Origin of the sequence: Kutzneria buriramensis (assembly GCF_003387475.1) — a bacterium.
Lineage (GTDB): Bacteria > Actinomycetota > Actinomycetes > Mycobacteriales > Pseudonocardiaceae > Kutzneria > Kutzneria buriramensis.
On the sequence record NZ_QUNO01000004.1, the window covers coordinates 203758 to 230363 of the forward strand.

30 protein-coding genes and 1 tRNA gene are annotated in these 26606 nt (G+C 71.0%); 19 read left to right on the forward strand and 12 right to left on the reverse strand.

Features of this window, described 5'->3' with window-relative positions; translation table 11 throughout:
- Positions 1 to 106 precede the first annotated feature (106 nt).
- Positions 107 to 541: a DUF6069 family protein gene (locus BCF44_RS12920; protein WP_116174482.1), complete on the forward strand. Its 435-nt coding sequence runs from the start codon at positions 107 to 109 to the stop codon at positions 539 to 541.
- On the opposite strand, the gene BCF44_RS12925 is transcribed toward BCF44_RS12920, so the two are convergent.
- The gene (locus BCF44_RS12925; RefSeq protein WP_116174483.1) at positions 538 to 975 is read right to left on the reverse strand and encodes a DUF6474 family protein; all 438 of its coding nucleotides are present in this window, start codon (positions 973 to 975) and stop codon (positions 538 to 540) included. The genes BCF44_RS12920 and BCF44_RS12925 overlap by 4 nt on opposite strands.
- 78 nt (positions 976 to 1053) lie before the next feature.
- Here BCF44_RS12925 and BCF44_RS12930 point away from each other — a divergent pair, with 78 nt between their 5' ends.
- Positions 1054 to 2691 carry a TM0106 family RecB-like putative nuclease gene (locus BCF44_RS12930; RefSeq protein WP_116174903.1) on the forward strand — a complete coding sequence of 546 codons (1638 nt, stop codon included), beginning with the start codon at positions 1054 to 1056 and terminating at the stop codon, positions 2689 to 2691.
- A 4-nt stretch (positions 2692 to 2695) separates the two neighbouring features.
- Here the strand turns inward: BCF44_RS12930 and BCF44_RS12935 are convergent, their stop codons facing one another.
- Entirely contained in the window at positions 2696 to 3454 is a 759-nt protein-coding gene (locus BCF44_RS12935) for an SDR family NAD(P)-dependent oxidoreductase (protein ID WP_116174484.1), read from the reverse strand.
- A gap of 228 nt (positions 3455 to 3682) precedes the next feature.
- On the reverse strand, positions 3683 to 4645 hold the full coding sequence (locus tag BCF44_RS12940; protein ID WP_116174485.1) for an aldo/keto reductase: 963 nt from the start codon (positions 4643 to 4645) through the stop codon (positions 3683 to 3685).
- A gap of 134 nt (positions 4646 to 4779) precedes the next feature.
- On the opposite strand from BCF44_RS12940, the gene BCF44_RS12945 reads away from it, so the two are divergent.
- From BCF44_RS12945 to BCF44_RS12965, 5 genes are all read left to right on the forward strand, one after another.
- On the forward strand, positions 4780 to 6093 hold the full coding sequence (locus BCF44_RS12945; RefSeq protein WP_116174486.1) for a UDP-glucose dehydrogenase family protein: 1314 nt from the start codon (positions 4780 to 4782) through the stop codon (positions 6091 to 6093).
- Between the two features lie 8 nt (positions 6094 to 6101).
- Positions 6102 to 7898 (forward strand): gamma-glutamyltransferase family protein, encoded by a 1797-nt coding sequence (locus tag BCF44_RS12950; RefSeq protein ID WP_116174904.1) that lies wholly within the window; start codon positions 6102 to 6104, stop codon positions 7896 to 7898.
- Between the two features lie 82 nt (positions 7899 to 7980).
- Positions 7981 to 9063 (forward strand): sensor histidine kinase, encoded by a 1083-nt coding sequence (locus BCF44_RS12955; protein WP_246014998.1) that lies wholly within the window; start codon positions 7981 to 7983, stop codon positions 9061 to 9063.
- A complete protein-coding gene (locus BCF44_RS12960) occupies positions 9060 to 9725 on the forward strand; it encodes a response regulator (protein WP_116174487.1) in 666 nt (221 codons plus the stop codon). The genes BCF44_RS12955 and BCF44_RS12960 overlap by 4 nt, the downstream gene beginning before the upstream one ends.
- A 63-nt stretch (positions 9726 to 9788) precedes the next feature.
- Positions 9789 to 11483 carry a multicopper oxidase family protein gene (locus tag BCF44_RS12965; protein ID WP_116174488.1) on the forward strand — a complete coding sequence of 565 codons (1695 nt, stop codon included), beginning with the start codon at positions 9789 to 9791 and terminating at the stop codon, positions 11481 to 11483.
- Here the strand turns inward: BCF44_RS12965 and trxA are convergent.
- Together trxA and BCF44_RS12975 are read right to left on the reverse strand one after the other, a co-directional pair.
- Positions 11429 to 11785 carry a thioredoxin gene (trxA, locus tag BCF44_RS12970; RefSeq protein ID WP_379796444.1) on the reverse strand — a complete coding sequence of 119 codons (357 nt, stop codon included), beginning with the start codon at positions 11783 to 11785 and terminating at the stop codon, positions 11429 to 11431. The genes BCF44_RS12965 and trxA overlap by 55 nt on opposite strands.
- Positions 11740 to 12141: a MerR family transcriptional regulator gene (locus BCF44_RS12975; protein ID WP_116174489.1), complete on the reverse strand. Its 402-nt coding sequence runs from the start codon at positions 12139 to 12141 to the stop codon at positions 11740 to 11742. The genes trxA and BCF44_RS12975 overlap by 46 nt, the downstream gene beginning before the upstream one ends.
- Positions 12142 to 12199: 58 nt before the next feature.
- Here BCF44_RS12975 and BCF44_RS12980 point away from each other — a divergent pair, with 58 nt between their 5' ends.
- Positions 12200 to 12931, forward strand: coding sequence for a GNAT family N-acetyltransferase (locus BCF44_RS12980; protein ID WP_116174490.1), 732 nt, complete (start codon positions 12200 to 12202; stop codon positions 12929 to 12931).
- A 548-nt stretch (positions 12932 to 13479) separates the two neighbouring features.
- Here the strand turns inward: BCF44_RS12980 and BCF44_RS12990 are convergent.
- On the reverse strand, positions 13480 to 13857 hold the full coding sequence (locus BCF44_RS12990) for a hypothetical protein (protein ID WP_116174492.1): 378 nt from the start codon (positions 13855 to 13857) through the stop codon (positions 13480 to 13482).
- Positions 13858 to 14320: 463 nt separating this feature from the next.
- On the opposite strand from BCF44_RS12990, the gene BCF44_RS12995 reads away from it, so the two are divergent.
- From BCF44_RS12995 to BCF44_RS13020, 6 genes are all read left to right on the forward strand, one after another.
- Entirely contained in the window at positions 14321 to 14527 is a 207-nt protein-coding gene (locus tag BCF44_RS12995; protein WP_116174493.1) for a hypothetical protein, read from the forward strand.
- Entirely contained in the window at positions 14524 to 14907 is a 384-nt protein-coding gene (locus tag BCF44_RS13000; protein ID WP_116174494.1) for a type II toxin-antitoxin system death-on-curing family toxin, read from the forward strand. The genes BCF44_RS12995 and BCF44_RS13000 overlap by 4 nt, the downstream gene beginning before the upstream one ends.
- A 119-nt stretch (positions 14908 to 15026) precedes the next feature.
- Positions 15027 to 15659 carry a zinc ribbon domain-containing protein gene (locus BCF44_RS13005; RefSeq protein WP_116174495.1) on the forward strand — a complete coding sequence of 211 codons (633 nt, stop codon included), beginning with the start codon at positions 15027 to 15029 and terminating at the stop codon, positions 15657 to 15659.
- 52 nt (positions 15660 to 15711) lie between these two features.
- Complete coding sequence (locus BCF44_RS13010) at positions 15712 to 15999, forward strand: YiaA/YiaB family inner membrane protein (RefSeq protein WP_116174496.1); 288 nt, start codon at positions 15712 to 15714, stop codon at positions 15997 to 15999.
- A gap of 15 nt (positions 16000 to 16014) precedes the next feature.
- Positions 16015 to 16383 carry a hypothetical protein gene (locus BCF44_RS13015; RefSeq protein WP_116174497.1) on the forward strand — a complete coding sequence of 123 codons (369 nt, stop codon included), beginning with the start codon at positions 16015 to 16017 and terminating at the stop codon, positions 16381 to 16383.
- Between the two features lie 15 nt (positions 16384 to 16398).
- Positions 16399 to 17268, forward strand: coding sequence for an alpha/beta fold hydrolase (locus BCF44_RS13020; protein ID WP_116174498.1), 870 nt, complete (start codon positions 16399 to 16401; stop codon positions 17266 to 17268).
- A gap of 31 nt (positions 17269 to 17299) precedes the next feature.
- Here the strand turns inward: BCF44_RS13020 and BCF44_RS13025 are convergent, their stop codons facing one another.
- Positions 17300 to 17665: an ATP-binding protein gene (locus BCF44_RS13025; RefSeq protein WP_211353011.1), complete on the reverse strand. Its 366-nt coding sequence runs from the start codon at positions 17663 to 17665 to the stop codon at positions 17300 to 17302.
- A gap of 170 nt (positions 17666 to 17835) precedes the next feature.
- Between BCF44_RS13025 and BCF44_RS13030 the strand changes: the two genes are divergently transcribed.
- Both BCF44_RS13030 and BCF44_RS13035 read left to right on the forward strand, forming a co-directional pair.
- Complete coding sequence (locus tag BCF44_RS13030; protein ID WP_116174500.1) at positions 17836 to 19431, forward strand: chitinase; 1596 nt, start codon at positions 17836 to 17838, stop codon at positions 19429 to 19431.
- Between the two features lie 67 nt (positions 19432 to 19498).
- Complete coding sequence (locus BCF44_RS13035) at positions 19499 to 19813, forward strand: hypothetical protein (RefSeq protein WP_116174501.1); 315 nt, start codon at positions 19499 to 19501, stop codon at positions 19811 to 19813.
- 261 nt (positions 19814 to 20074) lie between these two features.
- Here BCF44_RS13035 and BCF44_RS13040 read toward each other — a convergent pair.
- Together BCF44_RS13040 and BCF44_RS55440 are read right to left on the reverse strand one after the other, a co-directional pair.
- Positions 20075 to 20147 (reverse strand) — tRNA-Gly (locus BCF44_RS13040).
- A gap of 49 nt (positions 20148 to 20196) precedes the next feature.
- Positions 20197 to 20583 carry a DUF7674 family protein gene (locus BCF44_RS55440; RefSeq protein WP_170217519.1) on the reverse strand — a complete coding sequence of 129 codons (387 nt, stop codon included), beginning with the start codon at positions 20581 to 20583 and terminating at the stop codon, positions 20197 to 20199.
- A gap of 240 nt (positions 20584 to 20823) precedes the next feature.
- Between BCF44_RS55440 and BCF44_RS13050 the strand changes: the two genes are divergently transcribed.
- From BCF44_RS13050 to BCF44_RS13060, 3 genes are all read left to right on the forward strand, one after another.
- A complete protein-coding gene (locus tag BCF44_RS13050) occupies positions 20824 to 22314 on the forward strand; it encodes a sigma-70 family RNA polymerase sigma factor (RefSeq protein WP_116174503.1) in 1491 nt (496 codons plus the stop codon).
- A 122-nt stretch (positions 22315 to 22436) separates the two neighbouring features.
- The gene (locus BCF44_RS13055) at positions 22437 to 22874 is read left to right on the forward strand and encodes a DUF983 domain-containing protein (protein ID WP_116174504.1); all 438 of its coding nucleotides are present in this window, start codon (positions 22437 to 22439) and stop codon (positions 22872 to 22874) included.
- A 3-nt stretch (positions 22875 to 22877) separates the two neighbouring features.
- Complete coding sequence (locus tag BCF44_RS13060) at positions 22878 to 23741, forward strand: Fpg/Nei family DNA glycosylase (RefSeq protein ID WP_116174505.1); 864 nt, start codon at positions 22878 to 22880, stop codon at positions 23739 to 23741.
- Positions 23742 to 23826: 85 nt separating this feature from the next.
- Here the strand turns inward: BCF44_RS13060 and BCF44_RS13065 are convergent, their stop codons facing one another.
- The 3 genes from BCF44_RS13065 to BCF44_RS13075 are packed head-to-tail and all read right to left on the reverse strand — an operon-like array spanning position 23827 to position 26568.
- Positions 23827 to 24441 carry a LutC/YkgG family protein gene (locus BCF44_RS13065; protein WP_116174506.1) on the reverse strand — a complete coding sequence of 205 codons (615 nt, stop codon included), beginning with the start codon at positions 24439 to 24441 and terminating at the stop codon, positions 23827 to 23829.
- On the reverse strand, positions 24434 to 25855 hold the full coding sequence (locus BCF44_RS13070) for a LutB/LldF family L-lactate oxidation iron-sulfur protein (protein ID WP_116174507.1): 1422 nt from the start codon (positions 25853 to 25855) through the stop codon (positions 24434 to 24436). The genes BCF44_RS13065 and BCF44_RS13070 overlap by 8 nt, the downstream gene beginning before the upstream one ends.
- The gene (locus tag BCF44_RS13075) at positions 25837 to 26568 is read right to left on the reverse strand and encodes a (Fe-S)-binding protein (RefSeq protein ID WP_116174508.1); all 732 of its coding nucleotides are present in this window, start codon (positions 26566 to 26568) and stop codon (positions 25837 to 25839) included. The genes BCF44_RS13070 and BCF44_RS13075 overlap by 19 nt, the downstream gene beginning before the upstream one ends.
- Positions 26569 to 26606 lie beyond the last annotated feature (38 nt).

The following is a 26606-nucleotide window of genomic DNA, read 5'->3' on the forward strand; positions in this document are numbered from 1 at the left end:
GCTGTCAAATGGATAAGGGTTGTCCATGTGGATAGCTCTTATCCGTTTTCACTGCTACGGTCGGCGGGGAAACGGAGCGAACCTATCCACTTCTAGGGAGACGGTCATGAGCACCCACGCCCACCCGCACACCGACACCTCGACCCTGCGCGTGGCGATCGGCGTCCTCGCCGCGGCGGTCGTCTCGATCGCCGTGAACACCGGCATCGCCCTCGGCACGATCGCGCTCGACCCGAGCGGCACCCGTATGGGCCTCGACCTGGTCGCCTACGCGCCGCTGACGATCATCGGCGTGCTCGCCGGCACCGTCGGCTGGGCGGTCATCCGCCGCTACGCGGCCCACGCACGGGCGACGCTGCGCGTGGTCGTGCCACTGGTGGTCGTGCTGAGCTTCATCCCCGACCTCGGGCTGTTGATCTCCGGCACCGCCGACGGTGTCAACGTCGCCGGGCTGCTGGTCATGCACGTCGTCGTCGCCACCGTCACGGTCGCGACGGCGAGCCGCGTGCTGCCGCTGGTCGGCTACCGCCGGACCGTCTAGTTCACGCCCAGGCGGCGCAGCAGGTCCTCTTCGAGCCGGTCCAGCTCCTGGCTGACGGCCTTGTGCGCCGCCTTGCGACGAGCGCTGGGCATCCGCTCCGCGGCCCGCACGGCGGCGGCCAGCTGGGTGAGCCGAACCTCGCTCGTCTCGGCGAAGACGGCGTCGGAGGCGCGCAGGTCGGCGGCCGCCTTCGCGGCGCCGGCGATGCGGGCGTGCAGCGCGCCGCCGCGGCCGGAGTAGGTGGCGAGCTCGGAGACCTCGATGCCGAGCCGCCGGGCCCGCATCTTGTCCACGGCGTCACGGGCCGCCGCGGCGGCCTTCAGCGCGTACGGAGCGACAACGGGCACCACCGCCGGGCCGACGACCTTGGCCAGGCCGATCAGGTTCTTGGCGCGAGCGGGTGTGAGCCGGGGCTTCGACCGGTTGCGGGCCACGGCTCGACTCTAGTCCGCCCGGTGGAGATCCACCGGGCGTCGACACGGACCTCGGCGGGCGGAACTAGGCTGATCGTCGTGACGTCTTCGGTGCAGCTCGACGCCGGTGTGGTGACCCGCTGCCGGCGGCGCGTGCACCTGGAGAACGACCCGACCATGGTGGACGCCCCCAAGGCCCCGCCGGACCCCACCGGCGAGCAGCGCCGCGCCGACGCGATGGCGCACCGCCGGGCGGTGGCCGACCGGATGGCGAAGATGGCTGGCTCGGCCTGGACCGAGATCCCGCTGGACGCCAAGCCTGCCGACCGGGAGCGGGCGACGGTGGCGGCGTTGTCCGCAGGCGCGCCGTTCGTCTGGGCCCCGCAGCTGCCCAGGGATCCCGCCGGCGGCCGTCGCGGCGGCATCGACCTGCTGGTCCGCGTGAGCACGGGATACGTCCCGGTGCTGGTGGTCCGGCACAAGGTCACCGACCCGGGCAGCGGGGCCCGCACCTCGCCGCTGAGCGAGCCGACGCCGATCGGCATCCGCTCCGACCCGCTGCGCAAGGTCCGCCCGCAGCCCCGTGACCAGCTCCGACTCGCCCACGCGCAGCGCATGCTCCAGGCCGGCGGCTTCGCCGCCAGCGGTCGTTCGTACGGCGGCGTGGTGGGCATGGACGCCGACGTCGTCCTCTGGCACGACCTGGACGCGCCGACCTGGCCGGGCGCGCGCACCGCCCTCTCCGAGTACGACATGCGCTTCGCCGACCGGCTGGCCGTGGCGAACGCCGCGAGCACCGGGGCGGAACCGCTGGCCCGGCCGTCCCGGATCGTGGAGTGCCGCAGCTGCCCCTGGTGGCCGATCTGCGAGACGGCGCTGACCGAGTCCCGCGACGTGAGCCTGGTGGTGCGCGGCGAGGATGCCTTCGCGCTGCGCAAACTGGGCGTCTCCACCGTCGACGAGCTGGCCGCGATGGATCCGGCGACGAAACTGGCCACGCCGCTGGTCGGCATGCCGCTGTCGGACGCCGTGGTGCTGGCCCGGGCGTGGCTGCGGGACCTGGCGGTCGTCCGCCGGGTGCGCAACGTGCGGGTGCCCCGCGCGGACATCGAGGTCGACATCGACATGGAGAGCTTCGGCGACGCCGGGGCGTACATGTGGGGCTGCCTGCTGACCGGCAAGGACATCGGCGAGCCGCAGGGCTACCGGCCGTTCGTGTCGTGGGAGCCGCTGCCGGACGACGACGAGGCGCGGTCCTTCGGCGAGTTCTGGACGTGGCTGATGCGCATTCGGGACCGGGCGCTCGCGCACAACCTGACGTTCCGCGCCTACTGCTACAACGAGCTGGCGGAGAACCGCTGGCTGCTGTCGTCGGCGGAGCGCTTCGCCGGCAAGCCCGGCGTGCCGACCGTCGCCCAGGTGAACGCCTTCATTCGCGATCCGGCCTGGGTGGACGTGTTCGGCGTGGTCCGCGACCAGTTCCTGTGCGCCCACGGCAAGGGCCTGAAGATCATCGCCCCGGTCGCCGGCTTCCACTGGCGCGACCCGGAGGCCGGCGGCGAGAACTCGATGCGCTGGTACCGGGACGCCGTCGGCATGGACGGGGCGCCGGCCGAGGTGTCCCAGCGGCAGCGGCTGCTGGAGTACAACGAGGACGACGTCCGCGCCACGCTGGCGCTGCGGGAGTGGATGAGCTCGCCGGCGATGGACGAGCTGCCCTTCGCCGGCGACCTCTGAGCCCCTAGCGCGGGGCCATGCGCAGCGAGCCGTCCATGCGGATGACCTCGCCGTTCAGGTAGTCGTGCTCGACGATGGCGACCGCGAGCTGCGCGTACTCGTCGGGACGGCCGAGGCGCTTGGGGAACGGCACGCCGGAGGCCAGGCCGGCGCGGAACTCCTCGGAGACGCCGGCCAGCATCGGGGTGTCGATGATGCCGGGGGCGATGGTCATCACCCGGATGCCGGAGGAGGCCAGCTCGCGGGCGGCCGGCAGGGTCAAGCCGACGACGCCGCCCTTGGACGAGGAGTAGGCGGCCTGCCCGATCTGGCCGTCGAATGCGGCCACCGAGGCGGTGTTGATCACGACGCCGCGCTGCCCGTCGTCCAGCGCGGGGGTCTTGGCGATGGCGTCGGCAGCCAGCCGCAGCACGTTGAAGGTGCCGATCAGGTTGACTTCGATGACCTTCCGGTACGTGTCGAGGTCGTGCGGGCCGTTCTTGCCGACGATCCGGCCGGCGGTGCCCACCCCCGCGCAGTTCACGGTGATGCGCAGCGGCGCGCCGGCGGCGACCACGGTGTCCACCGCGGTCTGCACCTGCTCGGCGCTGGTGACGTCCGCCTCGACGTAGGTCACGCCGTCGACGGCCTCGGCGTTGGCGACCGCCTTGGGCAGGTCGAGGGCGAACACCTTGGCGCCACGGGCGGCCAGCGCCCGCGCCGTCGCCCCGCCCAGCCCCGAAGCCCCACCGGTCACGATCGCCGCGTTGTCAGAGATCTGCATTCGGCGAGGCTAACCTGCTGTATCGATCAGACGTCGTGTCGGTCGGAGCGGTCCTGCAACAGGTGCAGCATCGCCAGCAGCGGCAGCGCCACCACCAGCGCGCCGCCCACGAACAGGCCCGCGATCTGAAGAAGTTCCATGTCAACAAGGGTGCGCGCGCCGAGCTTGATCCCGCGTCCGCCGCTGGTGCCGTTCCGGCCTACAACCGGGGGATGACGGACATCACACTCAGCGACGACCCGGCGGACATATTTCGTCTAGGAGCTCCAGGTCGGTGGGGGTGAGCGCGAACTCGCCGGCGCGGGCGTTGGCGCGCACCTGCTCGGGGCTGGTCGCGCCGCAGATCACGGACGCCACCGTGGACTGCGCGGCCAGCCAGCCGATCGCCAGCCGCACCATCGGCACGTCCCGCTCGTCGGCGAAGGCCCGCAGCTTCTCGATGCGATCCCACGGCGCCTCCGACAGCAGCCGCTCGCGGCCGGACAGCCGGCTGCCGATCGGCGCCTCGCCGTCCTGCCGGTACTTGCCGGTGAGGAGCCCGTTAGCGAGCGGGAAGTACGGCAGCATGCCCAGCCCGAACCGCTCGCACGCCGGCAGCACCTCGCGCTCCACCTCCCGCTCCAGCAGCGAGTAGTGGTTCTGCGCGGACACCGGCGCGGCCACGTGCTCGTACATCGCGGTCCACGCGGCGTCGGCGATCTGCCAGCCGGCGAGGTTGCAGTGACCGACGTAGCGGATCTTGCCCTCGTGCACGAGGTCGTCCAGCACGGACAGCGTCTCCGCCAGCGGAGTGCGCGGGTCCGGGCGATGCAGCTGGTAGAGGTCGATCCAGTCGGTGTTCAGGCGCCGCAGCGACGACTCCACCGCCCGCCGCACGTATCGCCGCGAGCCACGGGCGCCGAAGTCGGGACCGTTGACGCCCTGCATGTCCACGCCGAACTTGGTCGCGATCACGGCGTGCTCGCGACGGCCGGATAGCGCTTGCCCGAGCAGCTCCTCGCTGCGGCCGCGCGGCGCGCCGTACACGTCGGCCACGTCGAAGAACGAGATCCCGTTGTCCAGCGCGGCTTCCACCACCGACCGCGCGCCGGCCAGCGTCTCGGTGGCCGTGCCCGGTCTGCCCAAGTTGTTGCACCCGAGGCCCACCACGCTCACGACCAGACCGGAATCACCAAGGCGACGTTGCTCCACGGGCGGTCACCCTAACCCGCAGGTAGCGCTACCGGGTGTTCACCACCTGTACGGCCTAAGCCAGCGGGCATGTCAACTCCGCCTGCGACCGTCGCTGAGGGGAAGCTCCTGCGACCAGGTCGGGGTGGTGCGAGGTGTTCGCTCGTCGAATCGCGGTGATCGGGACCGGGTACGTGGGTCTGACCACGGGGGCCTGTCTGGCCTCGCTCGGACACCACGTGGTGTGCGCGGACGTGGACGTGGCGAAGGTGGAGCGGCTGCGGGCCGGCAAGGTGACGATCCTCGAACCGGGGCTGGCCGAGCTGGTCGCCGAGGGGCAGGCCGGCGGCCGGCTGGAGTTCGTGGTGGGCGCGGCGGCCGCGGTCGGCGACGCCGAGGTGGTGTTCCTGTGCGTGCCGACGCCGATGGGGCAGGGCGGCGCGGCCGACCTCGCCGCGGTCGAGTCGGTGATCTCCGAGGTCCGGACCATCCTGCCGGTGGGCAGCATCGTGGTGAACAAGTCGACGGTGCCGGTCGGCACCGCGGCCCGGGTCTCCAACCTGCTCAAGCGCAAGGACGTGCCGGTGGTGTCCAACCCGGAGTTCCTGCGCGAGGGCACGGCGGTGCACGACTTCCTCAACCCGGACCGGATCGTCGTCGGCTGCGACATCCAGGACGCCGCCGAGCGGGTCGCGGCGCTGTACTCCCGGCTGGGCGCGCCGACCGTGCTCACCGACGCGGCCAGCGCCGAGATGGTCAAGTACGCGGCCAACTGCTTCCTGGCGATGAAGCTCTCCTACGTCAACGCGATCGCCGAGCTGTGCGAGCGGCTGGGCGCGGACGTCGCGGACGTCACCGAGGGCATGGGCTACGACCGCCGCATCGGGCAGTCCTTCCTCCAGCCCGGCCCCGGCTGGGGCGGCTCCTGCCTGCCCAAGGACACCCAGGCGCTGCTCCAGGTCGCCGCGGCCGTCGGCTACGACTTCTCCCTGCTCCAGGCCACCATCGACACCAACACCCACCAGCGGCAGCTGATCGTCGCCAAGATCCGCGAGGCGGCCGGCGGGCGGCTGCGGGGCCGCCGGATCGGCCTGCTGGGCCTGGCCTTCAAGGCGGGCACCAACGACCTGCGCGACTCGCCGGCGCTGGCCGTCGCCGCGCTGCTGCGGGCCGAGGGGGCCGAGCTCACCGGCTACGACCCGGGCATCGACCAGCACGTCGACGGCGTGCGGGTGGTCTCCGACCCGTACGAGGCGGCCAAGGACGCCGACACCGTCGTCGTCCTCACCGAGTGGCCGGAGTTCCGGGGTCTGGACTGGACCCGCGTCGGCGAGCTGGCCGCCGGGTCGGTGGTCGTCGACACCCGCAACCACCTGGACCCGGACGCCCTGCGCCGCAGCGGCCTGACCTGGTGGGGCGTCGGCCGCGGGCACCTGGACCTGGGACAGGACCTCGCCGCCGTGATCTGATGGGGGTCATGTTCACCACTCGCCCGGAGCTCGCCGGCACCGTCGGCATGGTCGCGTCCACCCACTGGCTCGCCTCCGCCGCCGGCATGGCGGTGCTGGAGTCCGGCGGCAACGCGTTCGACGCCGCTGCGGCGGCCGGGTTCGTGTTGCAGGTGGTGGAGCCGCACCTGGTCGGACCGGGCGGCGAGGTGCCGGCGATCTTCGTGACGGCCGAGGACCCGACGCCGCGGGTGCTGTGCTCGCAGGGCGTGGCGCCGGCGGGGGCGACCATCGAGCACTACCGGGGCCTCGGCCTGGACCTGGTGCCGGGCAGCGGCCTGCTGGCCGCAGTCGTGCCGGGCGCCTGGGACGGCTGGCTGACGCTGCTGCGCGATCACGGCACGAAGTCGCTGCGCGAGGTGCTGGACTACGCGATCGGCTACGCCCGCAACGGTTTCCCGCTGGTGGAGCGGATTCCCGCCACGATCGGCGGCGTCCAGGAGCTGTTCGCCGAGCACTGGCCGACCTCCGCCGAGCTGTGGCTGCCCGACGGCAAGGTGCCCGTCGCCGGCACGCTCTTCCGCAATCCGGTACTCGCCGGCACCTGGGAGCGGCTGCTGAGCGAGGCGGAAGCCGCCGGCGGCGGCCGGGAAGCGCAGATCGAGGCGGCGCGGAAGGCCTGGTACCAGGGCTTTGTCGCCGAGGAGATCGAGGCCTTCAGCCGGAAGCCGCACCGGGACAGTTCGGGGCGCGACCACGCCGGCGTGCTGACCGCGCAGGACCTGGCCACCTGGTCGGCGACCTACGAGGACCCGGTGACCGTGCAGGTCGGGGACTGGACGCTGGCCAAGTGCGGGCCGTGGAGCCAGGGGCCGGCGCTGGCGCAGCAGGTGCTGATGCTGCACGAGCTGCGGGACCGGTTGAAGTACGTGGACGGCGTGCCGACAGCGGAGACCGTGCACCTGGCCATCGAGGCGGCGAAGCTCGCCTTCGCCGACCGTGAGGCCTGGTACGGCGACAGCGCCGACGTGCCCATCGACGACCTGCTCTCTGCCGAGTACACCGCCTCCCGAGTGGCTTTGATCGGCGAAAGCGCTTCCCTGGAGCTGCGGCCGGGCTCACCGGGCGGCCGCGAGCCGCGCCTGCCGGAGTTCATCGCCGCCGGGCGGGGCATCGGCGGCGACGACTCGCCCATGAACGCGGCGGTCGGCGAGCCGACGGTCACCCGGGAGGGCGAAACACGCGGCGACACCGTGCACATCGACGTGGCGGACCGCTGGGGCAACGTCATCTCCGCGACGCCGTCCGGCGGCTGGCTCCAGTCGTCGCCGACGATCCCGTCGCTGGGCTTCGCGCTCGGCAGCCGGGCCCAGATGTTCTGGCTGGAGGAGGGACTGCCGGCGTCGCTGGCACCAGGCCGTCGGCCGCGGACCACGCTGAGCCCGTCGCTGGCCCTGCGCGCCGGGGCGCCGCTGGCCTTCGGCACGCCCGGCGGCGACCAGCAGGACCAGTGGCAGCTGTGCTTCTGGCTGGCGCACACCGTCGGCGGCCTCGACCTCCAGGCCGCGATCGACGCGCCGATGTGGCACTCCGGCGCCTTCCCGCTGTCGTTCTATCCGCGCAGCTGGCAGCCCGGCGAGCTGGTCGCGGAGTCGCGGCTCGGCGCCGCCGCCCTCGACGAGCTGCGGGCCCGTGGCCACCAGGTGGTCGACGCCGGCCCGTGGGCGCTCGGGCGGCTGTCCGCGGTGTCCCGCGACCCGGCGACCGGGCTGCTCCGGGCCGGCGCCAACGCCCGTGGCATGCAGGGATACGCCGTCGGCCGGTGAACAACGTTCCACGTGGAACGTAGTACGCATTGCCGCTCGGTGACGTACGCGGGACGGCCCCCGATGTCGTAGCGTCGGCTCCGTGCCCCACAGCCGCGCCAGGAAGGTCGCGCTGCTTCCCATTCCGCTCGCGGTCGGCTGCCTGCTGATCGCGCTGTTCACCGCGCACTGGCACAACCAGGTCCCGCACTACAGCGTCCTCGGCGTGGTGTGGATGCTGTCCCCCGCGATGCCGCTGTTCTGGCGCAACCGCTGGCCGTACGCGGTGTTCGCGCTGTCGGCGGCGCTGGCCTTCACCTACCTCTACACCGACAACCCGGGCGCGCCGACGCCACTGTTCCCGGCGCTGGCGCTGTACACGCTGGCCAAGCGCGAGGGGCCGATCCGGTCCAGCATCGCCGGGTTGGTGCTGGTCAGTGGCTTCGCGGTGGCGCAGTTCTACACCGGCGGCGATCCCACCGACGTGCGGTACATCGCCTTCGTGCCGCTGGCGATCTCCATCGGCACCGCGGCCCGCAACATCCGGGCCAGCCGACGTTCGCAGCACGAGTACTTCGAGGAGCGCGCCCGCCGGATCGCCGAGGAGGAAAGGCTGCGCATCGCCCGCGAGGTGCACGACGTCGTCGCGCACAGCCTGGCCATGATCAACGTGCAGGCCGGGGTGGGGGCGCACGTCGCCGACCGGCGACCCGAGGAGGCTAGGCAGGCGCTGTTGGCGATCAAGGAGGCGTCCCGGGCGGCGCTCGTCGACCTGCGCGCCACGCTCGGCGTGCTGCGCTCCGGCGAGGACCGGGCACCCGCCCCGAGCCTGGCCCGGATCGAGGAACTGCTCGGCTCCGCTCGAGGGGCGGGCCTGTCCGTCGAGGTCAGCGGCGATCCCGGCGAGCTGCCGGCGCCGGTCGACTCGACGGCGTACCGGATCGTGCAGGAGGCGCTGACCAACACCGTGCGGCACGCGGTGGAGGCGCGAAACGTGAGCGTGCGGTTCGACCGTGACGGTGACAGCCTGACGGTCGAGGTGCAGGACGACGGCCGGCCCGTGCAGGTCGAGCCGGGCAACGGGGTTCGCGGCATGCGGGAACGGGCGCTGGCGCTCGGCGGCACGCTGCTGGCGCGGTCCCGGGACGAAGGGGGATTCGTGGTGCGGGCGGAGTTGCCGCTATGACGGTTCGCGTGGTGCTGGCCGACGACCAGGCGCTGGTCCGAGCCGGTTTTCGGCTGCTGCTGGAGACCGAGGTCGGCTTCGAGGTGTGCGGCGAGGCGGCCGACGGCGCGCAGGCGGTGGCGCTGGCGCGCGAGCACCGGCCGGACGTGGTCGTGATGGACATCCGGATGCCGGGCGTGGACGGGCTCGTCGCGACCAGGCAGATCACCGCCGATCCTCGGCTTTCCGGAGTGAAGGTGTTGGTGCTGACCACTTTCGACGTCGACGAGTACGTGTTCGAGGCGCTGCGTTCCGGGGCTTCGGGGTTCCTGTTGAAGGACACCGAGCCGGTGGATCTGCTGCACGCGATCCGGGTCGTCGCCGCCGGCGAGGCGCTGCTCGCGCCGACCGTGACGCGGCGGCTCATCGCCGAGTTCGCCGCCCGGCCCGAGCACCGGCGGCCGGACCCGTCGGCGCTGCGCGAGCTGACCGACCGCGAGCGCGAGGTGTTGGCGCTGGTCGCGGGCGGTCTGTCGAACGAGGAGATCGCCGAGCACCTGGTGATCAGCCCGGCGACCTCGCGCACGCACGTCAGTCGGATCATGACCAAGCTCGGCGCGCGGGACCGGGCGCAACTCGTGGTGCTGGCGTACGAGTCGAAGCTGGTGACACCGCGCGAGTAGTACGTGCCGATGTCGCCTGTCGCCCGACGACGCCCCGGCCTTCCGTGGTGAGCATTGTGCGTCGTGTACGTGATCGCACTCATCGCAGAGTTCCTGACATCGCTGCTGCTCATCGTCGCGCTGGCCATACGCCGCTGGCGCAAGTGGACCGTCGGCACACTGGTCGTGCTGAAGGCCGCGGTGGCGGTCCTGATGCTGGCGTACGGCTTCGAGTTTGCGGTGAAGCCGTTGCGGGACTTGGCCTTGCTGGCCGTGGCTCTCGCCTTCCCGCAGCGGCGCAAGCTGCTGATCGTCGCCGCCGGGGCCGCCTTCGCGCTGGATCTCGTTCTGCCGCAATCCGTTCCACAGTGGACCGTGCTCGGATTGTTCGCGGTGGCGGGAGGTCTGGTCTCGTTGCCGATCCGGCGCTGGATCGCGCCGGTGGCGTTCGTGGCGCTGGCGGCTCTCGGCGTGGGAATCTGGATTCCCGCCTCCGCCGCGCCGACCACGATGAACATGGGCATGCCCGCGATGCCCGGCATGGCCATGCGCAGCGTGACTCAGCTGACCGGGCTGCCGACCACCGGCCCGGTCAAGAAGGTCACCATCACCGCGCGGCAGAACGGCGACCGGTATTCCTTCGACCCCGACGTGATCCGGCTCCAGCAGGGTGACGTGCTCGATGCCACGCTGGTCAACAAGACGCCGAACACGCCCGTGACCATCCACTGGCACGGCCTGGACGTGCCCAACGCCGACGACGGCGTCGCGGGTATCACGCAGGACGCTGTCGAACCCGGTGGCACTTTCGAGTACAAGTTCCAGGTCGATCAGGTTGGCACGTATTGGTTCCACTCGCACGAGGACACCAAGGACGAGGTCACGCGCGGCCTGTTCGGGCTGATCGTCGTGCGGCCCCGGACAGGGCCGGTTGCGGACGTGGACCAGGCGCTCATGATCCACACCTGGGGCGGCGGGCTTTCCTTCGGCGACAACGCCGGCGTGCAGGTGAAGCAGGTCGAGCCGGGGTCCTCGGTGCGGGTGCGGGTCGTGAACACCGACTCCGACCTGGAGTCCGTGCAGGTCACGGGCTCGCCGTGGAAACTGGCGGCCGTCGACGGCAACGACCTGCACGACCCCGGGGTGCTCACCGATCAGACGGTCCCGATCGGTGGCGGCGGCCGCGCCGACATCCAGCTCACCATGCCGGACCATCCCGTCCGGGTGTCGCTGGCCGGCGAGCCCTCGCCGGCGTACGTGCTAAGCCCGGACGGGAAGTCCACCGTGGACGCGGGCGCGCCGGGGCCGGAGGTGGACCTCATGCACTACGGCGCGCCCGCGCTGGTTTCCCTTGGCACGAAATACGACCGCGACTACACCGTCGACCTGGACCAGGGCATCGGGGCCACCGGGTTCAAGTGGACGATGAACGGCGGCGTGTTCCCCGACGCCCCGATGCTCATGGTCAGCGAGGGCGACACCGTGCGGTTGACGTGGCGCAACCTCAGCCTCGGCGAGCACCCGATGCACCTGCACGGACACGAGGTCCTGGTGCTGTCCCGCGACGGCGTCGCGTCAGCGGGCAGCCCGGTGTGGATGGACACCGTCTCCGTGCGGCCGGGCGAGACCGTGACGGTCGCGTTCAAGGCGGACAACCCGGGGATCTGGATGGATCACTGCCACAACCTCGGGCACGCCAAGATCGGCATGGTCATGCACCTGGCCTACACCGACGTGACGACGCCGTTCTCGGTCGGCGAGGGCAACAACCCGGAGTGAAACAGCTCCCGCTCCAGGGCCGCTTTGGGCTTCGCGCCGACGATGGTCGCGGTGGCGACACCGTTCTGGAACAGCAACATCGTCGGCGCGGCCATCACCTGGTAGTCGCGGGCCGTGACCTGGTTGGCGTCCAGGTCCATCTTCACGATGGTCAGCTCCGGGTGCTCGTCGGCGATCCGCTCCAGCACCGGGCCGACCATCCGGCACGGGCCGCACCAGGTCGCCCAGAACTCCACCAGCACCGGCTTGTCGCTGGTCAGCACCCGGTCCCGGAAGTCCGCGTCCGTGACTTCTTGCAGCACGATTCCTCCCCTGTGTTTCGGTCGACCGCGGCGGCCACCTGCGCCCGCACCGCCTGCAGTCGTTCGATGCAGTCGTCCAGCTCGGCGAGCTTGCGCCGGTACACCGCCACAGACGCCGGGCAGACGTCGCCGGTCGGATTGCCCGCGCGCAGGCACTCCACGAACGGCCGCGTGTCCTCCAGCGCGAAGCCGATCGCCAGCAGCGAGCGGATCTCGTTCACCGCGCGCAGGTCGTCCTCGTCGTAGTCGCGGTAGCCGTTGGCCGTGCGGCGGGCCGGCAGCAGGCCCTGCTCCTCGTAGTAGCGGAGCGAGCGGGTCGTGGTGCCGGCCCGGTCCGCAAGCTCGCCGATGCGCATGTAAGCGACGGTAAACCTTGACGCCGATGTGAAGGCCAGGGTCCATACTCCGGAACTGATGGAAACCGAGATCGCCGCGTACATGCGCGCCAACCGCCGCAACCGGGTCCGGGTCGGGCCGTTCACCATCGGCTTCTCCTCCCACACGAACAGCCCGTTCGCCAACTACGCCGTGCCCGACGACGATGCGCGGCCGACGGCCGCCAACGTCACCGAGCTGATTGCCGCGTTCGAGGACCGTGACCTCAAGCCCCGGCTGGAATACCTGCCCGCGGTCAGCCCCCTTGTGCAGCCGGCGTTGGAGGAGGCCGGTTTCGTCGAGGAGGGTCTGCTGCCGCTGATGACCCTTACGGCGCTGGTGGAACCACCTGCGGTCGACGGGCTTGAGCTAGTGGCCGCCGACACCGACGACAGGCTGTTGGCCATGGCCACCGCCATGAATCTCGCCTACGGCGAGCCGCCGCCAACGCCCGAGGACGTCGCCAGCCACGCCGGCTCCCGCGACCGCGGTGGCTTCGCGCTGCTGGCCCAGTCAGTCTCGGGCGAGCCGGTCGGGGGCGGGCTCGTCACCGTGCCCATCGACGGTGTGGCCGAGCTCGCCGGCATCGGCGTCGTCCCCTCGTGGCGGCGTCGCGGTGTCGCCGCCGCCATCACCGCCCACCTCGTCCGAGCCGCCCACGGGCTCGGGGTTCGGGTCCCGTTCCTGATGGCCGCCGACGACGGCGCCGCCGGCGTCTACACGCGGGTCGGCTTTCAGCTCAGCGGGCGGGTTCTGCACATCTCCCGTTGACTCCGTGTCCAGGCCCAGGTCCTCGCGCATGGCCCGGCGCATGATCTTGTACTCGCGCTGGGCCTCGCGCCAGGTCTGCCGCTCCACCTCGCCGTGCCGGCCCGCCAGCAGCGTCGTCGCCAGCGACGACCTGCGCACCAGCGATTCCCGCAGCATGGCCCTGATCCGCTCCGGCGCGTGCACGTTCACCGCCCCCAGCGCGTTCCTCGCCTGCGCAGTCACCTTCCGCAGGTCGGCCGCCGTCGTCTCGTCGAGCTCCCGGCCCTCACGCAGCACGCGGCGGGCGTCGTACAGCACCCAGTCGAACGACTCGATCGCGCCGATCACCTCGGCGTACGCCTTGGCCCGGCCCTCGTAGCTGCGGTTGTCACGGTCCTTGGCCCGCTCCCGGTTCCAGCGCAGCTCCTCGCGCTCGGTCTCGCGCCGCCACCGCCGGTCCTCGCGCCAGCCGGCGATCACCTGTGCGCCCAGCACGCCGGCCAGGCCCAGCAACGCCACCGCCACCGGCACCCACAGCGGAACCTGCTCCATGGCGGGAGAACCTAGCGTCAGGCGATGCCTTCGCGGGGCGTCCAGATGCGAAAGGGGTTGAGCGGGGCGGGCACCAGCTCGGGCTCGGCGGACGAGCCGGCCAGCGTCGGCGCGGTCGGAGCGCCCGGTGGCGGCAGCTCCAGCAGCCGGTCGATGGCCTCCGCGAGGCTGCCCTCGAAGAGCCACACCGCCTTGCCCGCCTGCGACGAGTCGTGCGCCGCCGGCATGCGGCCGGCCTTGGCATCGTGCTCGGAGCGGAACAGGATGGTGTCGACGAAGCCGCGCAGCTGCCGGTATCCCATGATCCGGTCCAGCCGGCCGTCCTCGTCCGGGATGTTCATGAACTGGAAGCCGCGGTCACGCAACTCGGCGAGCTTGCCCAGGACGCCGTCCATGTCGGATCACCGATCGGAGGGGTTGGAGGGTCGGTCGTAGGTCGCGACCACGACTCTCACCAACAGCACAAGGCCGACCGCTATCAACGCCGCCACCTGCAACGCCACCGCTGCCTCCAAGGTGTCCCGCCCCCACCTTCGCCGGCCCCTTGGCACCGGCGAACCTTCGACATCAAGGTGACAGGGATTCACCCGTTTGGGGAATACAGCCCTAGTTAACAGATTCACAGTTAAATACTGTGCGTAGCACGCGCCGACCGTCTTGAACCCTTCCTGTCACGCTGGGCAGCTGAACCCATTCTGAAGTGATCGGGATCACATTTCTGTCGGAAAAGATGTGACGATCTATGCCGTGGCCACCGGGTGCCATCTGCACGGGAACCGTCACGTGCGGCCGGTCACCCCACCGGCGGAGGCCGGAAAACCGGTCCGGCCGACGGTGGACCTTGACTAGGGTCGCCCGATGACCAGGCTGACCGTCGACCTGCCCGACGACCTCGATGTCGAACTGCGCGTGGCGGCCGAAGCGGCCGGCGTGACGGAGGCGGAGTTCGCCGCGACGGCCGTCGCGGCGGCGCTGGACGAGCGGCGGCACGCCGAGGTGATGGCGATCGCGAGCCGCGTGCTGGCCACGGACGCGGTGATCGTGCACCGGCTGGGGACGGCATGACCAGGTGCCTGACGACCGCGGACCTGCTGGCGATCGCGCACGCCACCATGGGTGGCGAGGCGTTGATCCGCGACGAGGGACTGGTCGACTCGGCGGCGTCCCGGCCGCGGACGACCATGTTCGGCGAGGAGGCGTACCCGGACCTCCACCTGAAGGCTGCCGCGCTGATGCACTCGGTGCTGCGCAATCACCCGCTCATCGACGGCAACAAGCGGCTGGCCTGGGTCGCGGCACGAGTGTTCCTCGCGTTGAACGGGTTCGATTTCCGGCCGGACGACGACCTCGCCACCGAATTCGTCCTCGCGGCGGCTGCCGGCGAATCGGACGATCTGGATACGGTTGCCGCGACGTTGCGGGAATGGTCGCGGGACGTGGCGTGACGAGTGGATCACCCGGTGCACCAAGGGGCAGCGACCCTTGCCCCGAATGCGGGGGTCCTTGCCCGAAACGGCAGGGGCCAAACGGGTCTGTCGCCGGTTAGGGTCCGTGCGTGCCTGGAATGGTCCCGTTCACCAACAACTTCCACGATCTCTCGAATGCCGAGGGATACCAGTTCGAGTTCTACTGTGAACGCTGCGGCAACGGCTACCGGTCGGCGTTCCACCGGGACAAGGTGGAAATGGGCCGCGGCCTGCTGCGCTCGGTCGGCTCGCTGTTCGGCGGCGTGGTCGAGGAGGTCAGCCGGTCCGCGGAGCAGTGGCGCTACGACCGGGCGACCAACTCGCCGGCCAAGGACCGGGCGCTGACGGCGGCGGTCGGCGAGATCAGCCCGAGCTTCCAGCAGTGCCGCGGCTGCGGCGACTGGATGTGCAAGTCGCTGTGCTGGAACGACGAGGTCGGCCAGTGCCTGCGCTGCTCGCCGATCGTCGCCGAGGAGGTGGCCCGCGCCCAGTCGGCCGCCCAGCGCGACCAGATCTGGCAGAAGGCGCGCGAGCAGAACTGGACCCAGGACGTCGACGTCGCCACCCGCGCCAAGCTCAACTGCCCGAGCTGCGGCGTGAAGGTGGACGGCGGCAAGTTCTGCTCGGCCTGCGGCGCCTCGCTGGCCACGCCGGTGACCTGCGGCGGCTGCGGCTCCACGGCGAACAAGATCGGCGCGATGTTCTGCTCGGACTGCGGCGGCAAGCTCTGATTGAGTAGCTGTACTCAAGACGTCGAAGGGTCCCGGCCGGGACCCTTCGATCATGACCTCTCCCACCCCGTCCCAGGGACCGACCCCCGCCTTCTTCGCCCAGGCCGCGATCTCCTTCGGCGTCGCGCTGCTGGCGGTGGGCATCGGCGTGGTGCTGTTGCCCGTCGACCCCTGGATCCGCGCCTTCCTCGGCGTCGGCATGCTCTACACGGTCACGTCCGCGTTCACGCTGGCCAAGGTGGTGCGCGACCGGCAGGAGGACACGTCGCTCGCGAGCCGCGTGGACCGGGCCCGAGTCGACAAGTTGATCGCCGAGCACGATCCGTTCCGGGTCGACTGATGGCAGACTGGTCTGGTGCCCCTGTCGTCCGAGGTCAGGCAGCTGTGCAAGGCGTTGCTGCCGCCGGGTGAGCAGATCGAGTACGTGTTCCCGGCGCTGTCCGTCGGGCAGCCCGGGATGATCAGCCTGCTCGTTGTCGTCGGCACGTCGGGGATCACCCTGCTGGCCTGCAAGTTCTTCCAGCGGCACGTGCCCGAGTCGGTGTGGGCGACCTTCCCGCGGTCGGTCCGGCTGTCGCCGGAGTGGACGTCGGCGGGCCGGATCATCGAGCTCGGCACGATGCGGCTGGAGATCGACGAGGAATACGTGCCGGTGGCGCGGGCCGCCGACGCGGAGCACGCCGATTCGGACTGGCTGCCGCCGGACCCGCTGCCGGATCTGTGAAGGGACAACACGCCGATGCCGCAATTGACCGCGAACGGGATCTCGCTGGAGTACGACACCTTCGGCGACCCGGGCCGGCCCGCCCTGCTGCTCGTGATGGGCCTGGGCGCGCAGATGACGCTCTGGGACGAGGAGTTCTGCCAGCTGTTGGCGGACAAGGGATTCCACGTTATCCGGTTCGACAACCGGGACATCGGCTTGTCTCAGGCGCTCGACGACCTGCCGGTGGACGCGCCGGCCGTGCTGGCCGGCGACGGCTCCTCCGCGCCGTACAAGCTGTCGGACATGGCCGCCGACGCCGCGGCGCTGCTCACCGAGCTGGGTATCGACCGCGCGCACGTGGTCGGCGCGTCGATGGGCGGCATGATCGTCCAGGAGCTGCTGATCCGGCACGCCGACCGGCTGCTGTCGGCCTGCTCGATCATGTCCACGACTGGCGACCCCGCGGTCGGCCACTCCACGCCGGAGGCGATGGCCGCGCTCCAGGCGCCGGCGCCGCAGACCGCCGAGGAGGCGGGCGAGGCCTCGGTCAAGGCCGCCAAGGCGATCGGCTCGCCCGGCTTCCCGCTGGACGAGGACAAGGCCCGGGCCCGGGGCATCGCCGCGTTCGAGCGGTCCCGCCGGCCGATGGGCTTCCTCCGCCAGTTCGCGGCGATCATCGCCTCCGGCGACCGCACCGAGGGACTGCGCACGGTGAAGGTGCCGACGCTGGTCATCCACGGCGAGGGCGACCCGCTGCTGAACGTCTCCGGCGGCAAGGCGACCGCCGCGGCCATTCCGGACTCGCGGCTGCTGATCATCCCCGGCATGGGCCACGACCTGCCGCCGGGCGCCTGGCCGGAGATCGTCGACGCCATCGCCGACAACGCCGCCCGCGCGGTCTGACCGGTTCGACGGGAGATGGCCGCTGACCCCGTCAGCGGCCATCCGACATGCGTACCCGCACCACCGTGCCGTCCGGTGAGGACTGCACCTCCATCACGTCGCACAGCTGGTTGACCAGCCACAGCCCGCGCCCGCCGGGCTGATCGGCCGGCGGCCGGCGCCGTCCCGCCAGCGGGTCGGTGATCCAGCCGCGGTCGCTGACCTCGCACACCAGCGCCGTGCCCTCCCGCCACATCCGGCATCTGCCGCGCCCGCCGCCGTGCCGGACGCTGTTGGTGGCGAGCTCGTGCACCGCCAGCACCAGGTCCTCGGTCCGGGTGCGGGCCAGCCCGCAGGCCAGCGCCCGGGCGGTGACCAGGGCCCTGAGCCCGGCCAGGCCGTCCGGCCCGAAATCCACCTCGTCGCGCCCGGCCGTGTCGATGGCGGCAACACCTCCCGCGTGCGTGCCTGGAGGGAGTGCCCAGGGCCGTCTCGTCCCATGCCACCGGTTTTGGTCTAGACCTTGACACGGAAAATGTGGTCTAGTCCACTTTCGGGCACCGCGGATCGCACCCTGTGGAGGCACGCATGACCCGCAGATCCCTGCTTCACGTGTTAGCCGGTCTCACCGCGACGGCCCTGGTCACGCTGGCGATCGTGGCCCAGCCGGCGACCGGCGCGACGGCCAACCTGGTGGCCAATCCCGGCTTCGAGTCGGGCCTGTCGAACTGGACGTGCTCCGCGGCGGCCGCCGTCGGATCGCCGACGCACTCCGGCACGGGCGCCGCCGCCGGCACGCCGGCCGGCCAGAACTTCGCCCAGTGCAGCCAGCAGATCAGCGTGCAGCCGAACTCGCAGTACTCGCTGTCGGCCTGGGTTCAGGGCAGCTACGTCTACCTCGGCGCCACCGGCACCGGCACGACCGATCCGCAGACCTGGACCTCCAGCTCCGCCTGGCAGCAGCTGACCACGTCGTTCACCACCGGCGCGGCCACCACCAGCGTCACGATCTACGTGCATGGCTGGTACGGGCAGCCGACCTACTACCTGGACGACGTCTCGCTGACCGGCCCCGCCGGCAACCAGCCACCGCCCACCACGACCACAACAACGACGACAACCACCACCACGACGACCACGACCACCGGTCCGACCAGCCCGCCCGGCACCGGGCTTCCCACCCACGCCCTGGTCGGCTACCTGCACGCCAGTTTCGCCAATGGCTCCGGCTACGAGCCCATCGCCAGCGTGCCGGCCACGTGGAGCGTGATCGACCTGGCCTTCGCCGACTCGCAGGGCAACGGCAACATCGTCTTCAACCGTTGCTCGGCCAGCGAGTGCGCCGGCGTGGAGAGCGACGCCGACTTCCTGGCCGGTATCAAGGCCCAGCAGGCCAAGGGCAAGAAGGTGCTGATCTCCATCGGCGGCGCCAACGGCGAGGTGCAGCTGACCTCGGCCGGCGCGGCCACCAACTTCGTCAACTCGGTCAGCGCGATCATCGACAAGTGGGGCCTGGACGGCGTCGACATCGACTTCGAGAACCAGTCGCTGTCGCTCCAGGCCGGCGACTCCGACTTCCGGAGCCCGACCACCCCGGTGATCGTCAACCTGATCTCGGCCCTCAAGCAGCTCAAGACCCGCTATGGCAGCAAGTTCGTGCTGACCATGGCCCCCGAGACGTTCTTCGTGCAGCTGGGCTACCAGTTCTACGGCCCCGGCCCGAACAACGCCCAGGACCCGCGCGCCGGCGCCTTCCTGCCGGTGATCTACGCCCTGCGCGACTCGCTGAGCCTGCTCACCGTCCAGGACTACAACTCGGGGCCGATCATGGGCCTGGACAACCAGTACCACCAGATGGGCGGCGCGGACTTCCACATCGCCATGACCGACATGCTGCTCACCGGCTTCCCGGTGGCCGGCAACACGTCACGGATGTTCCCGGCGCTGAGCCCCGGCCAGGTCGCCATCGGCGTGCCGGCCAACCAGAACGCCGGCAACGGCTGGATCCCCACCGGCACCCTCGACCAGGCCCTGGACTGCCTGACCAAGAACACCAGCTGCGGGGGTTATGCCGTGCACGGCAAGCATCCCGACCTTCGCGGCCTGATGACCTGGTCCATCAACTGGGATAAGTTCAACAACTGGGAGTTCGCCAACAACTTCAGCTCGTACTTCGGCGGCTGAGCCCACCCTCCTGTGGTGGGGTTCGACGCCGGCTCCACCACAGGAGGCCGTCATCAGCAAGGGTGAGTTGCTCGCGGAGGGCTGGATCCTGGCCCAGAACGCGAAGGCGTTCGTCGAGGTCGCCAGCACGTTCGCCGGTCAGCAACTCGAGGACGGCGACTGGCGCAATGTCGACCTCGGCCTGATGACCAGCGACTCCACCGCCCAGGACGGCTGGTACGAGTTCCCCCTCGAGGGCGACTCCGACGTCACCCTCGCCTTCGCCACCAGCCCCGGCACCGAGGTCCTCTCCGTCCGAGTCTGGGGCAACGGCTTCAGCGACCTGGCCATCCGTTTCGAAACCGCCTTCATGATCTTCGGCATCTACCGAATCGAAGTCTGAAGAGGACAGGGAAGGCCGGGGACACCGAGGGGCTGGCGGGAAATAGGGGAAGGGAAGGAAACCGGGCCCTACAGGCTCGGCGGCCAGGTGGGAGAAGGTGCCCAAAGGGACTTGAACACCATGCTCGACCCGGCAGATGACCGACAGGCAGCCGAACCCACCGGTGGTCCAGTGCGTGGGGGGGCTCGGGGGGCTCGGCCCCCAAAATAAACGGCGAGGGACGCGGTTCGCGCTTTCCGCGAACACACGTCCCCCATCCCGAGCGGACGACGAGACTCGAACTCGCGACCCTCACCTTGGCAAGGTGATGCGCTACCAACTGCGCTACGTCCGCATGGTGTTGCTGTTGTGGGCACAGCATATCCCATGCCGGGGAGGGCTTTTCAAGCGGGGTGGTCGGCCACCCCGAGCAGCCGGTCGACCTCGGCTAACTTGTCGGCGGGCAGGCGCCATTCCCACAGGGGGCGGACCTGGGACATGACCTCGGCGGGCAGTCGGGCGGCGACCTGGTGGCGGAGGTCCCAGTCGTCGAAGACGTGCTCGTAGAAGCTGACGACGGCGGCGTTGGACAGGAACCGGCCGGGTTGTTCGAAGCACCAGCGGGCGAAGCCGTAGGACCGGTCGAGCAGCTCGACGTCGCCGGTGCGGTGCGCCTCGAGGGCGAGCTGCAGCACCTCGAACAGGAACACATGGCAGGACCAGGAGTCGCGGTCGAGGAAGGGACGCAGTTCGGGGAACTGCGCCGAAGCTTCTCCACGCCACTCCACCACGGCTGAAGGTTACTGGAGCGCGAGCCGTCGGTGGACGGGACCGTGACCAGCTGACGCCGAGCCGTGACCGGGCCGACACCAGGCGTTATTACGGCTGGCTGAGGCCAATCGGCGGTATCAGCGGTGGTGAGCGACCTTGTAAGAACGACTCAGGTTGTCCTGATCCTGTTACGTTTGGTTACACCTGTTCGTGGGATTATCGTCACCCACTCGGTGGCGTCGGCTGGGGAGGGGGCGGGGATGGCAGAGTTCAGCCGCCCGGCGTCGGCGGGAGCCGACGATGACCAAGCCCTGCTCGACAGACTCCGCGCGGGCGACGACAGCGCCTTCGGCCAGCTGTTCTCCCGGCACGCCGACGCGGTCCGCCGGTTCGCGATGCAGCAGGTGCGGGACGCCGCGGAGGCCGACGACCTGACCGCGGAGGCGTTCTTCCGGGTGTTGCAGGCGGTGCGCCGCGGCAACGGCCCCACCGACCACGTGCGGACGTACCTGCTGACGGTGGCGCGCCGGGTGTCGTGGGAGTGGAGCGCCCGTCGGCGCGACGTGCCAGTGGAGGACGAGGAGCTGGACCGCCGGGTCGAGCCGTACACGGACAACTCGTCCCGGCTGGCCGAGAGCACGCTGATCAGCCAGGCCTTCAGCAGCCTGCCGGAGCGCTGGCGGACGGTGCTGTGGCAGGTCGAGGTGGAGGGTGAGCGGCCGGCCGTGGTCGCCCCGCACTTCGGGCTGAGCGCCAACGCCACCGCCGCGCTGGCCCGCCGGGCGCGCGACGGCCTGCGCGCGGCCTACCTCCAGGCCCATCTGACCCAGGACTTCGGCGCGACGGCCTGCCAGTCGGTGCGGGACAAGCTCGGCGGCTACACCGCCGGCACCGTGAAGGGCCTCGAGGGCCGCCGGATCAAGGCCCACCTGCGCGGCTGCGTCCAGTGCAAGACGCTCCAGGGCGAGCTGCGGGAGGTCTGCTCGGCGCTGCGGGCCCACGCCGGCGCGCTGGTGCCGCTGGTCAGCCTCGGCGCGACCGCCGCGCTCGCTGCTCACAGCGGATTCGGCGCGACCGCCGCCGTCAGCAAGGGGGCGCTGCTGGCGACCCGGGTGAAGCTCGCGCTGACGGCCAGCTCGGTCGCCGCGGTCGGCGTGTTCGGCATCGCCATCGGGCCGCTCCTGTCGCACTCCTCGGAGGCGATGCCCGACCACAGCGACCACCAGGTCGTCGCCACCTACTGCGCGACGCCGTCGACCCAGCCGTCCAAGGGCGGCACGCCCGCGCCGGGTACGCCCACCTCGGCCACGCAGGTGCCGACGAACACGTTCACGAGCGCCCGCGCCGCCTCGGGTCAGTTCCAGGCGGCCGAGGGCGCGAAGACGGCGTTCTTCCCGCAGCACTCCGGCGGCCCGAACGGCGGGCAGCAGCAGACGGACGCCGCCACCCCGCCGGCGGACGGCACGCAGTCCGACGTCACCACGACGCCGGACACGACGACCCCCACCGGGCGGACCCTTCAGGACCCGACCAACGGCACGAAGCCGACCGACACGATGGACGTGATCAGCGGCAGCTCGACGCCGACGACCACCACCCCGGTGCCGAAGAAGACGGTGCAGACCATCACGCCGACGCCGAGCGACCCGACGACGGCCGCGACCACGACCACCACCACGCCGCCGACCACCAAGTCCGGCACGCCGGACAAGGACACGACCAGCGCCACCGCCCCGCGAAAACCCCAGTGAGCGGACCAGACGTCGTAGCGTCACAATTGTCGGGTGCAAAGGTTCACCCGCCGGGTCCAGCCCACTAGCGATACCGTGAACACACGCTCCGGTGACCGGTTCGCGATCGCGAGGAGGCGGGGATGACGCGGTTGGTACGGGGTGCCGACGGCCGGATGTGGACCGTTCGCGGTCGCATGTCCTGGGCCAACATGGACGGCGCCGACGACTTCGAGCACGACGTGGCCGGCGGCCACGGCCCGGGCATCGGCATGATCAGCATCCTGGTCATCCTGACCATCGTGCTGCTGGTCTGGCGGCCGGCCGGCGTGGTCGTCCCGGGCTGGCTGATCCTCGCGTTGGTGCTGCTGTTCCTGTTCTTCCCGGCCCGCTGGGCGCTGCGCCGGCCGTGGACGATCGTCGCCGAGACCCCCGGCGACCTGGACGAACACCCGCCGGAGCGCTGGGTCGGCACCGTGCGCGGCGTGTTCAACGTGCGGCAGGAGACCAGCAAGGTCGCGCGTAACATCGAGGTGTACTCCCTGCCCAACGTGGACGGGCCGCTGCAACCGGTGGACTAGCCCTTGCCTGAACTGCCCGAGGTCGAAGCGCTCGCGCACCACCTGCGCGAGTTCGCTGTCGGCCGCACGGTGGCGCGGGTGGACGTGGCGTCGCTGTCGGTGCTCAAGACGGCCAGCCCGCCGTGGACCGACCTGCACGGTCGGGAGGTCACCGGCGCCGGCCGCCACGGCAAGCACCTGGACCTGGACTGCGACGGGCTGCACCTGATCGTGCACCTGGCCCGTGCCGGCTGGCTGCGCTGGGCCAACACGCTGTCGGCCGCCCCGCCCAAGCCCGGCAAGGGGCCGCTGGCGCTGCGCGTGCACCTCGGGCCGCCGGGGCAGGGGCCGGGCTTCGACCTGACCGAGGCCGGCACCAAGAAGGGCCTGGCGGTGTGGATCGTCAAGGACCCGGCGGAGGTGCCGAGCATCGCCCGGCTCGGCCCGGACGCCCTGTCGCTGGACCGGGACGCGCTGGCCGCGCTGTTCAGGGGCCGCACCGAGCGGCTCAAGACCGCCCTGACCGACCAGACCCTGCTCGCCGGCGTCGGCAACGCCTACTCCGACGAGATCATGCACACCGCCCAGCTCTCGCCCTACGCGACCGCCGGCAAGCTCGACGACAACGCCCTGGACCGGCTGCACTCGGCGCTGCACAGCGTGCTCACCGACGCCGTGACCCGGTCGGTGGGCCAGGGCTCGGCCACGTTGAAGGGCGAGAAGCGCTCCGGCCTGCGGGTGCACGCCCGGACCGGGCTGCCCTGCCCGGTCTGTGGCGACACCGTCCGCGAGGTCTCCTTCGCGGACAAGTCGTTCCAGTACTGCCCGACCTGCCAGACCGGCGGCAAGCCGCTGGCCGACCGCCGGCTGTCGAGGCTACTCAAGTAACCACCCACCAGCCGCCATTTCCGCCACATGCGCTTCCTATGTGGCGCCAGATGACAAGTAGGAAGCGCATGTGGCACAAAGCTGGTCAGGTGGCGATGATCACGTGTAGCGTCCGGGGGCCGTGGACCCCCTCCACCCGGTCCAGCTCGATGTCGCTGGTGGCCGAGGGACCGCTGATGAACGTCAGCGGCCGGGTGGGCTCCAGCCGGGCCAACGCCTCCGGCACGATGCCGACGATCTGGTCGCTCCGCACCACGCACAGGTGGTAGTCCGGCACCAGCGTCAGCGCCCGCCGGCCCTGCGCGACACCGCCGTCGAGAACGATGGTGCCGGTCTCGGCGATCGCCACCGCGCAGCCCGTGAGGACGCCGTCGGCACCGTCCAACTGATCGATTGACAGCGTCGGCGAGTCGCTCAACCATTCCGCGCCGTCAACTTGCCACGACGCCGGCAGATCGACAGGTCCGACCATTCGCCGCGCACCACGCTCGGCCAGCAGCCGCGAAATCGTCGCCGGCACGTCGTCGACGGCGGCGCGATGCACCTCGGCCCGGTAGTCGGCGATCCGCTCCGCGGCCAGCTCCACCAGGTCGCCGAGCGGCCGGCTGGTGTCGTACGAACGGGGGATCTCGCGCGCTGCCGGACGGTCCGCCAAGGCGGCCCGGATCCGGCCCAGCACCACCGACCTCGCGTCAGCCACGGTTGCGCCTCCACCACATCCGGAACGACTCCGCCGGCGGCGCCGGCACATCCCGCGCGGACGTCCACTTCGAGCCCGGCCACGGCAGACTGCTGATCCGCCCGGACGGCGCGAGATGCCGCGCCAGCGAGCCGACCTTCTGCGCGTTCTCGTACCGGCGCGCGTCGGCGAAGATCCAGCTCAGCGCGGCCATGCCGACCGACTCCGGAGTCCGGCCCTTCGCCTCGACGGCCTCGGCCCGCAGGTGCACCAGCACCTCCGGGATGTTGATCCGCACCGGGCACACCTCGTAGCACGCCCCGCACAGCGACGACGCGTACGGCAGCGACGCCGCCTGCTTGTCGTGCATGTCGTTGACCAGCTGCGGCGACAGGATCGCGCCGATCGGCCCCGGGTACACCGACCCGTACGCCTGGCCGCCGGTCCGCTCGTACACCGGGCACACGTTCAGGCAGGCCGAGCACCGGATGCACCGCAGCGCCTGCCGCCCCACCTGGTCGGCCAGCGCGTCGGTGCGGCCGTTGTCCAGCAGCACCAGGTGGAACTGCTGCGGACCGTCGCCGGGCGTCACCCCCGTCCACACCGAGGTGTACGGGTTCATCCGCTCCGCGGTGGACGACCGGGGCAGCAGTTGGAGGAACACCTCGAGGTCCTGCCAGCTCGGCACCAGCTTCTCGATGCCCATCACGGTGATCAGCACTTCCGGCAGCGTCAGGCACATCCGCCCGTTGCCCTCGGACTCCACGACCACGATCGACCCGGTGTCGGCGACGCCGAAGTTGGCCCCGGACACCGCGACCCGGGCCGACAGGAACTTGCGCCGTAGGTGCCGCCGGGCCGCCTCGGCAAGGTCGCGCGGCTCGTCGGAGGCCGGCTTCTCGGCCATCTCCCGGCGGAAGATCTCCCTGATCTCCGCGCGGTTGCGGTGGATCGCCGGCACCAGGATGTGCGAGGGCCGGTCGTGTCCCAACTGGACGATCAGCTCGGCGAGGTCGGTCTCCACGGCGCGGATGCCGCCCGCCTCCAGCGCCTCGTTCAACCCGATCTCGGCGGTGGCCATGGACTTGACCTTGACGACCTCGTCGGTGCCGGCCTCCCTGGCCAGCCGCAGCACGATCTCGTTGGCCTCACGGGCATCCCGCGCCCAGTGCACGACGCCGCCGCGCGCGGTGACGGCCGCCTCGATGCGCTCCAGATAAGTGTCCAAATTGGACAGAACGTCGTCCTTGATCGCCTCGCCGGCCTGCCGCAGCTCCTCCCAGTCGGGCAGCTCGGCGACGGCCTTCGACCGCTTGTCGCGGATCGTGTGTGTCGCCTTGCGCAGATTGCGGCGCAGCTGGGTGTCGGCCAGCGCGGCCCGGGCGGCCTTGGGGAAGACCGGGCTGCCCAGCCAGGTCACGGGGTTGGTGCCCACGGCTCCTCCTCGGTGCTGGCCAGGATCTCCGCCAGGTGAACGGTTCGTACGCCGGTACGCAGTCGGGACAGGCCGCCGCCGATGTGCATCAGGCACGAGTTGTCGCCCGCGCACAGCACTTCGGCGCCGGTGTTGAGCACACAGCGCATCTTGTCGCCCAGCATGGCGGTGGACGTGTCCGCGTTCTTCACGGCGAACGTGCCGCCGAAGCCGCAGCACGACTCGGCCTCGGGCAGTTCGGCCAGGTCCAGCCCACGCACCGCGCGCAGCAGCCGCAGCGGCTTGTCGCCGACGCCCAACATCCGCAGCGAGTGGCAGGTGGGGTGATAGGTCACCCGATGTGGGAAGTACGCGCCGACATCCGTCACACCGAGCACATCGACGATGAACTCCGACAACTCGTAGGTGCGGGCGAAGGCATCCGATGTCCCGTGCAGCTCCGGGTGGATCTCCCGCACCATGCCGCCGCACGACCCGGACGGCGCCACGATCGCGTCGAATCCGGCGAAGACCTGTGCGTACTTCGCGGCCAACGGCCGGGCCTCGTCGCGGTAGCCGGTGTTGTAGTGCATCTGGCCGCAGCACGTCTGGTCCATCGGGAAGTGCACGTCACAGCCCAGTCGCTCCAGCAGGCGCACCACCGCGCGGGCCGTCGACGGGAAGAACGTGTCGGTCAGGCAGGTGGCGAACAGGCCTACGCGGGGGGCTGGCACGGATCCACCCTGACTCAAGATTCATCGGATGTCTACTC

Coding starts and splice junctions, on each gene's coding strand:
- BCF44_RS12920 (WP_116174482.1), top strand. CDS start 107: ATGAGCACCCACGCCCACCCGCACACCGACACCTCGACCCTGCGCGTG.
- BCF44_RS12935 (WP_116174484.1), bottom strand. CDS start 3,454: ATGCAGATCTCTGACAACGCGGCGATCGTGACCGGTGGGGCTTCGGGG.
- BCF44_RS12950 (WP_116174904.1), top strand. CDS start 6,102: ATGTTCACCACTCGCCCGGAGCTCGCCGGCACCGTCGGCATGGTCGCG.
- BCF44_RS12960 (WP_116174487.1), top strand. CDS start 9,060: ATGACGGTTCGCGTGGTGCTGGCCGACGACCAGGCGCTGGTCCGAGCC.
- BCF44_RS12975 (WP_116174489.1), bottom strand. CDS start 12,141: ATGCGCATCGGCGAGCTTGCGGACCGGGCCGGCACCACGACCCGCTCG.
- BCF44_RS12980 (WP_116174490.1), top strand. CDS start 12,200: ATGGAAACCGAGATCGCCGCGTACATGCGCGCCAACCGCCGCAACCGG.
- BCF44_RS12990 (WP_116174492.1), bottom strand. CDS start 13,857: ATGGACGGCGTCCTGGGCAAGCTCGCCGAGTTGCGTGACCGCGGCTTC.
- BCF44_RS12995 (WP_116174493.1), top strand. CDS start 14,321: ATGACCAGGCTGACCGTCGACCTGCCCGACGACCTCGATGTCGAACTG.
- BCF44_RS13000 (WP_116174494.1), top strand. CDS start 14,524: ATGACCAGGTGCCTGACGACCGCGGACCTGCTGGCGATCGCGCACGCC.
- BCF44_RS13005 (WP_116174495.1), top strand. CDS start 15,027: ATGGTCCCGTTCACCAACAACTTCCACGATCTCTCGAATGCCGAGGGA.
- BCF44_RS13010 (WP_116174496.1), top strand. CDS start 15,712: ATGACCTCTCCCACCCCGTCCCAGGGACCGACCCCCGCCTTCTTCGCC.
- BCF44_RS13020 (WP_116174498.1), top strand. CDS start 16,399: ATGCCGCAATTGACCGCGAACGGGATCTCGCTGGAGTACGACACCTTC.
- BCF44_RS13030 (WP_116174500.1), top strand. CDS start 17,836: ATGACCCGCAGATCCCTGCTTCACGTGTTAGCCGGTCTCACCGCGACG.
- BCF44_RS13050 (WP_116174503.1), top strand. CDS start 20,824: ATGGCAGAGTTCAGCCGCCCGGCGTCGGCGGGAGCCGACGATGACCAA.
- BCF44_RS13055 (WP_116174504.1), top strand. CDS start 22,437: ATGACGCGGTTGGTACGGGGTGCCGACGGCCGGATGTGGACCGTTCGC.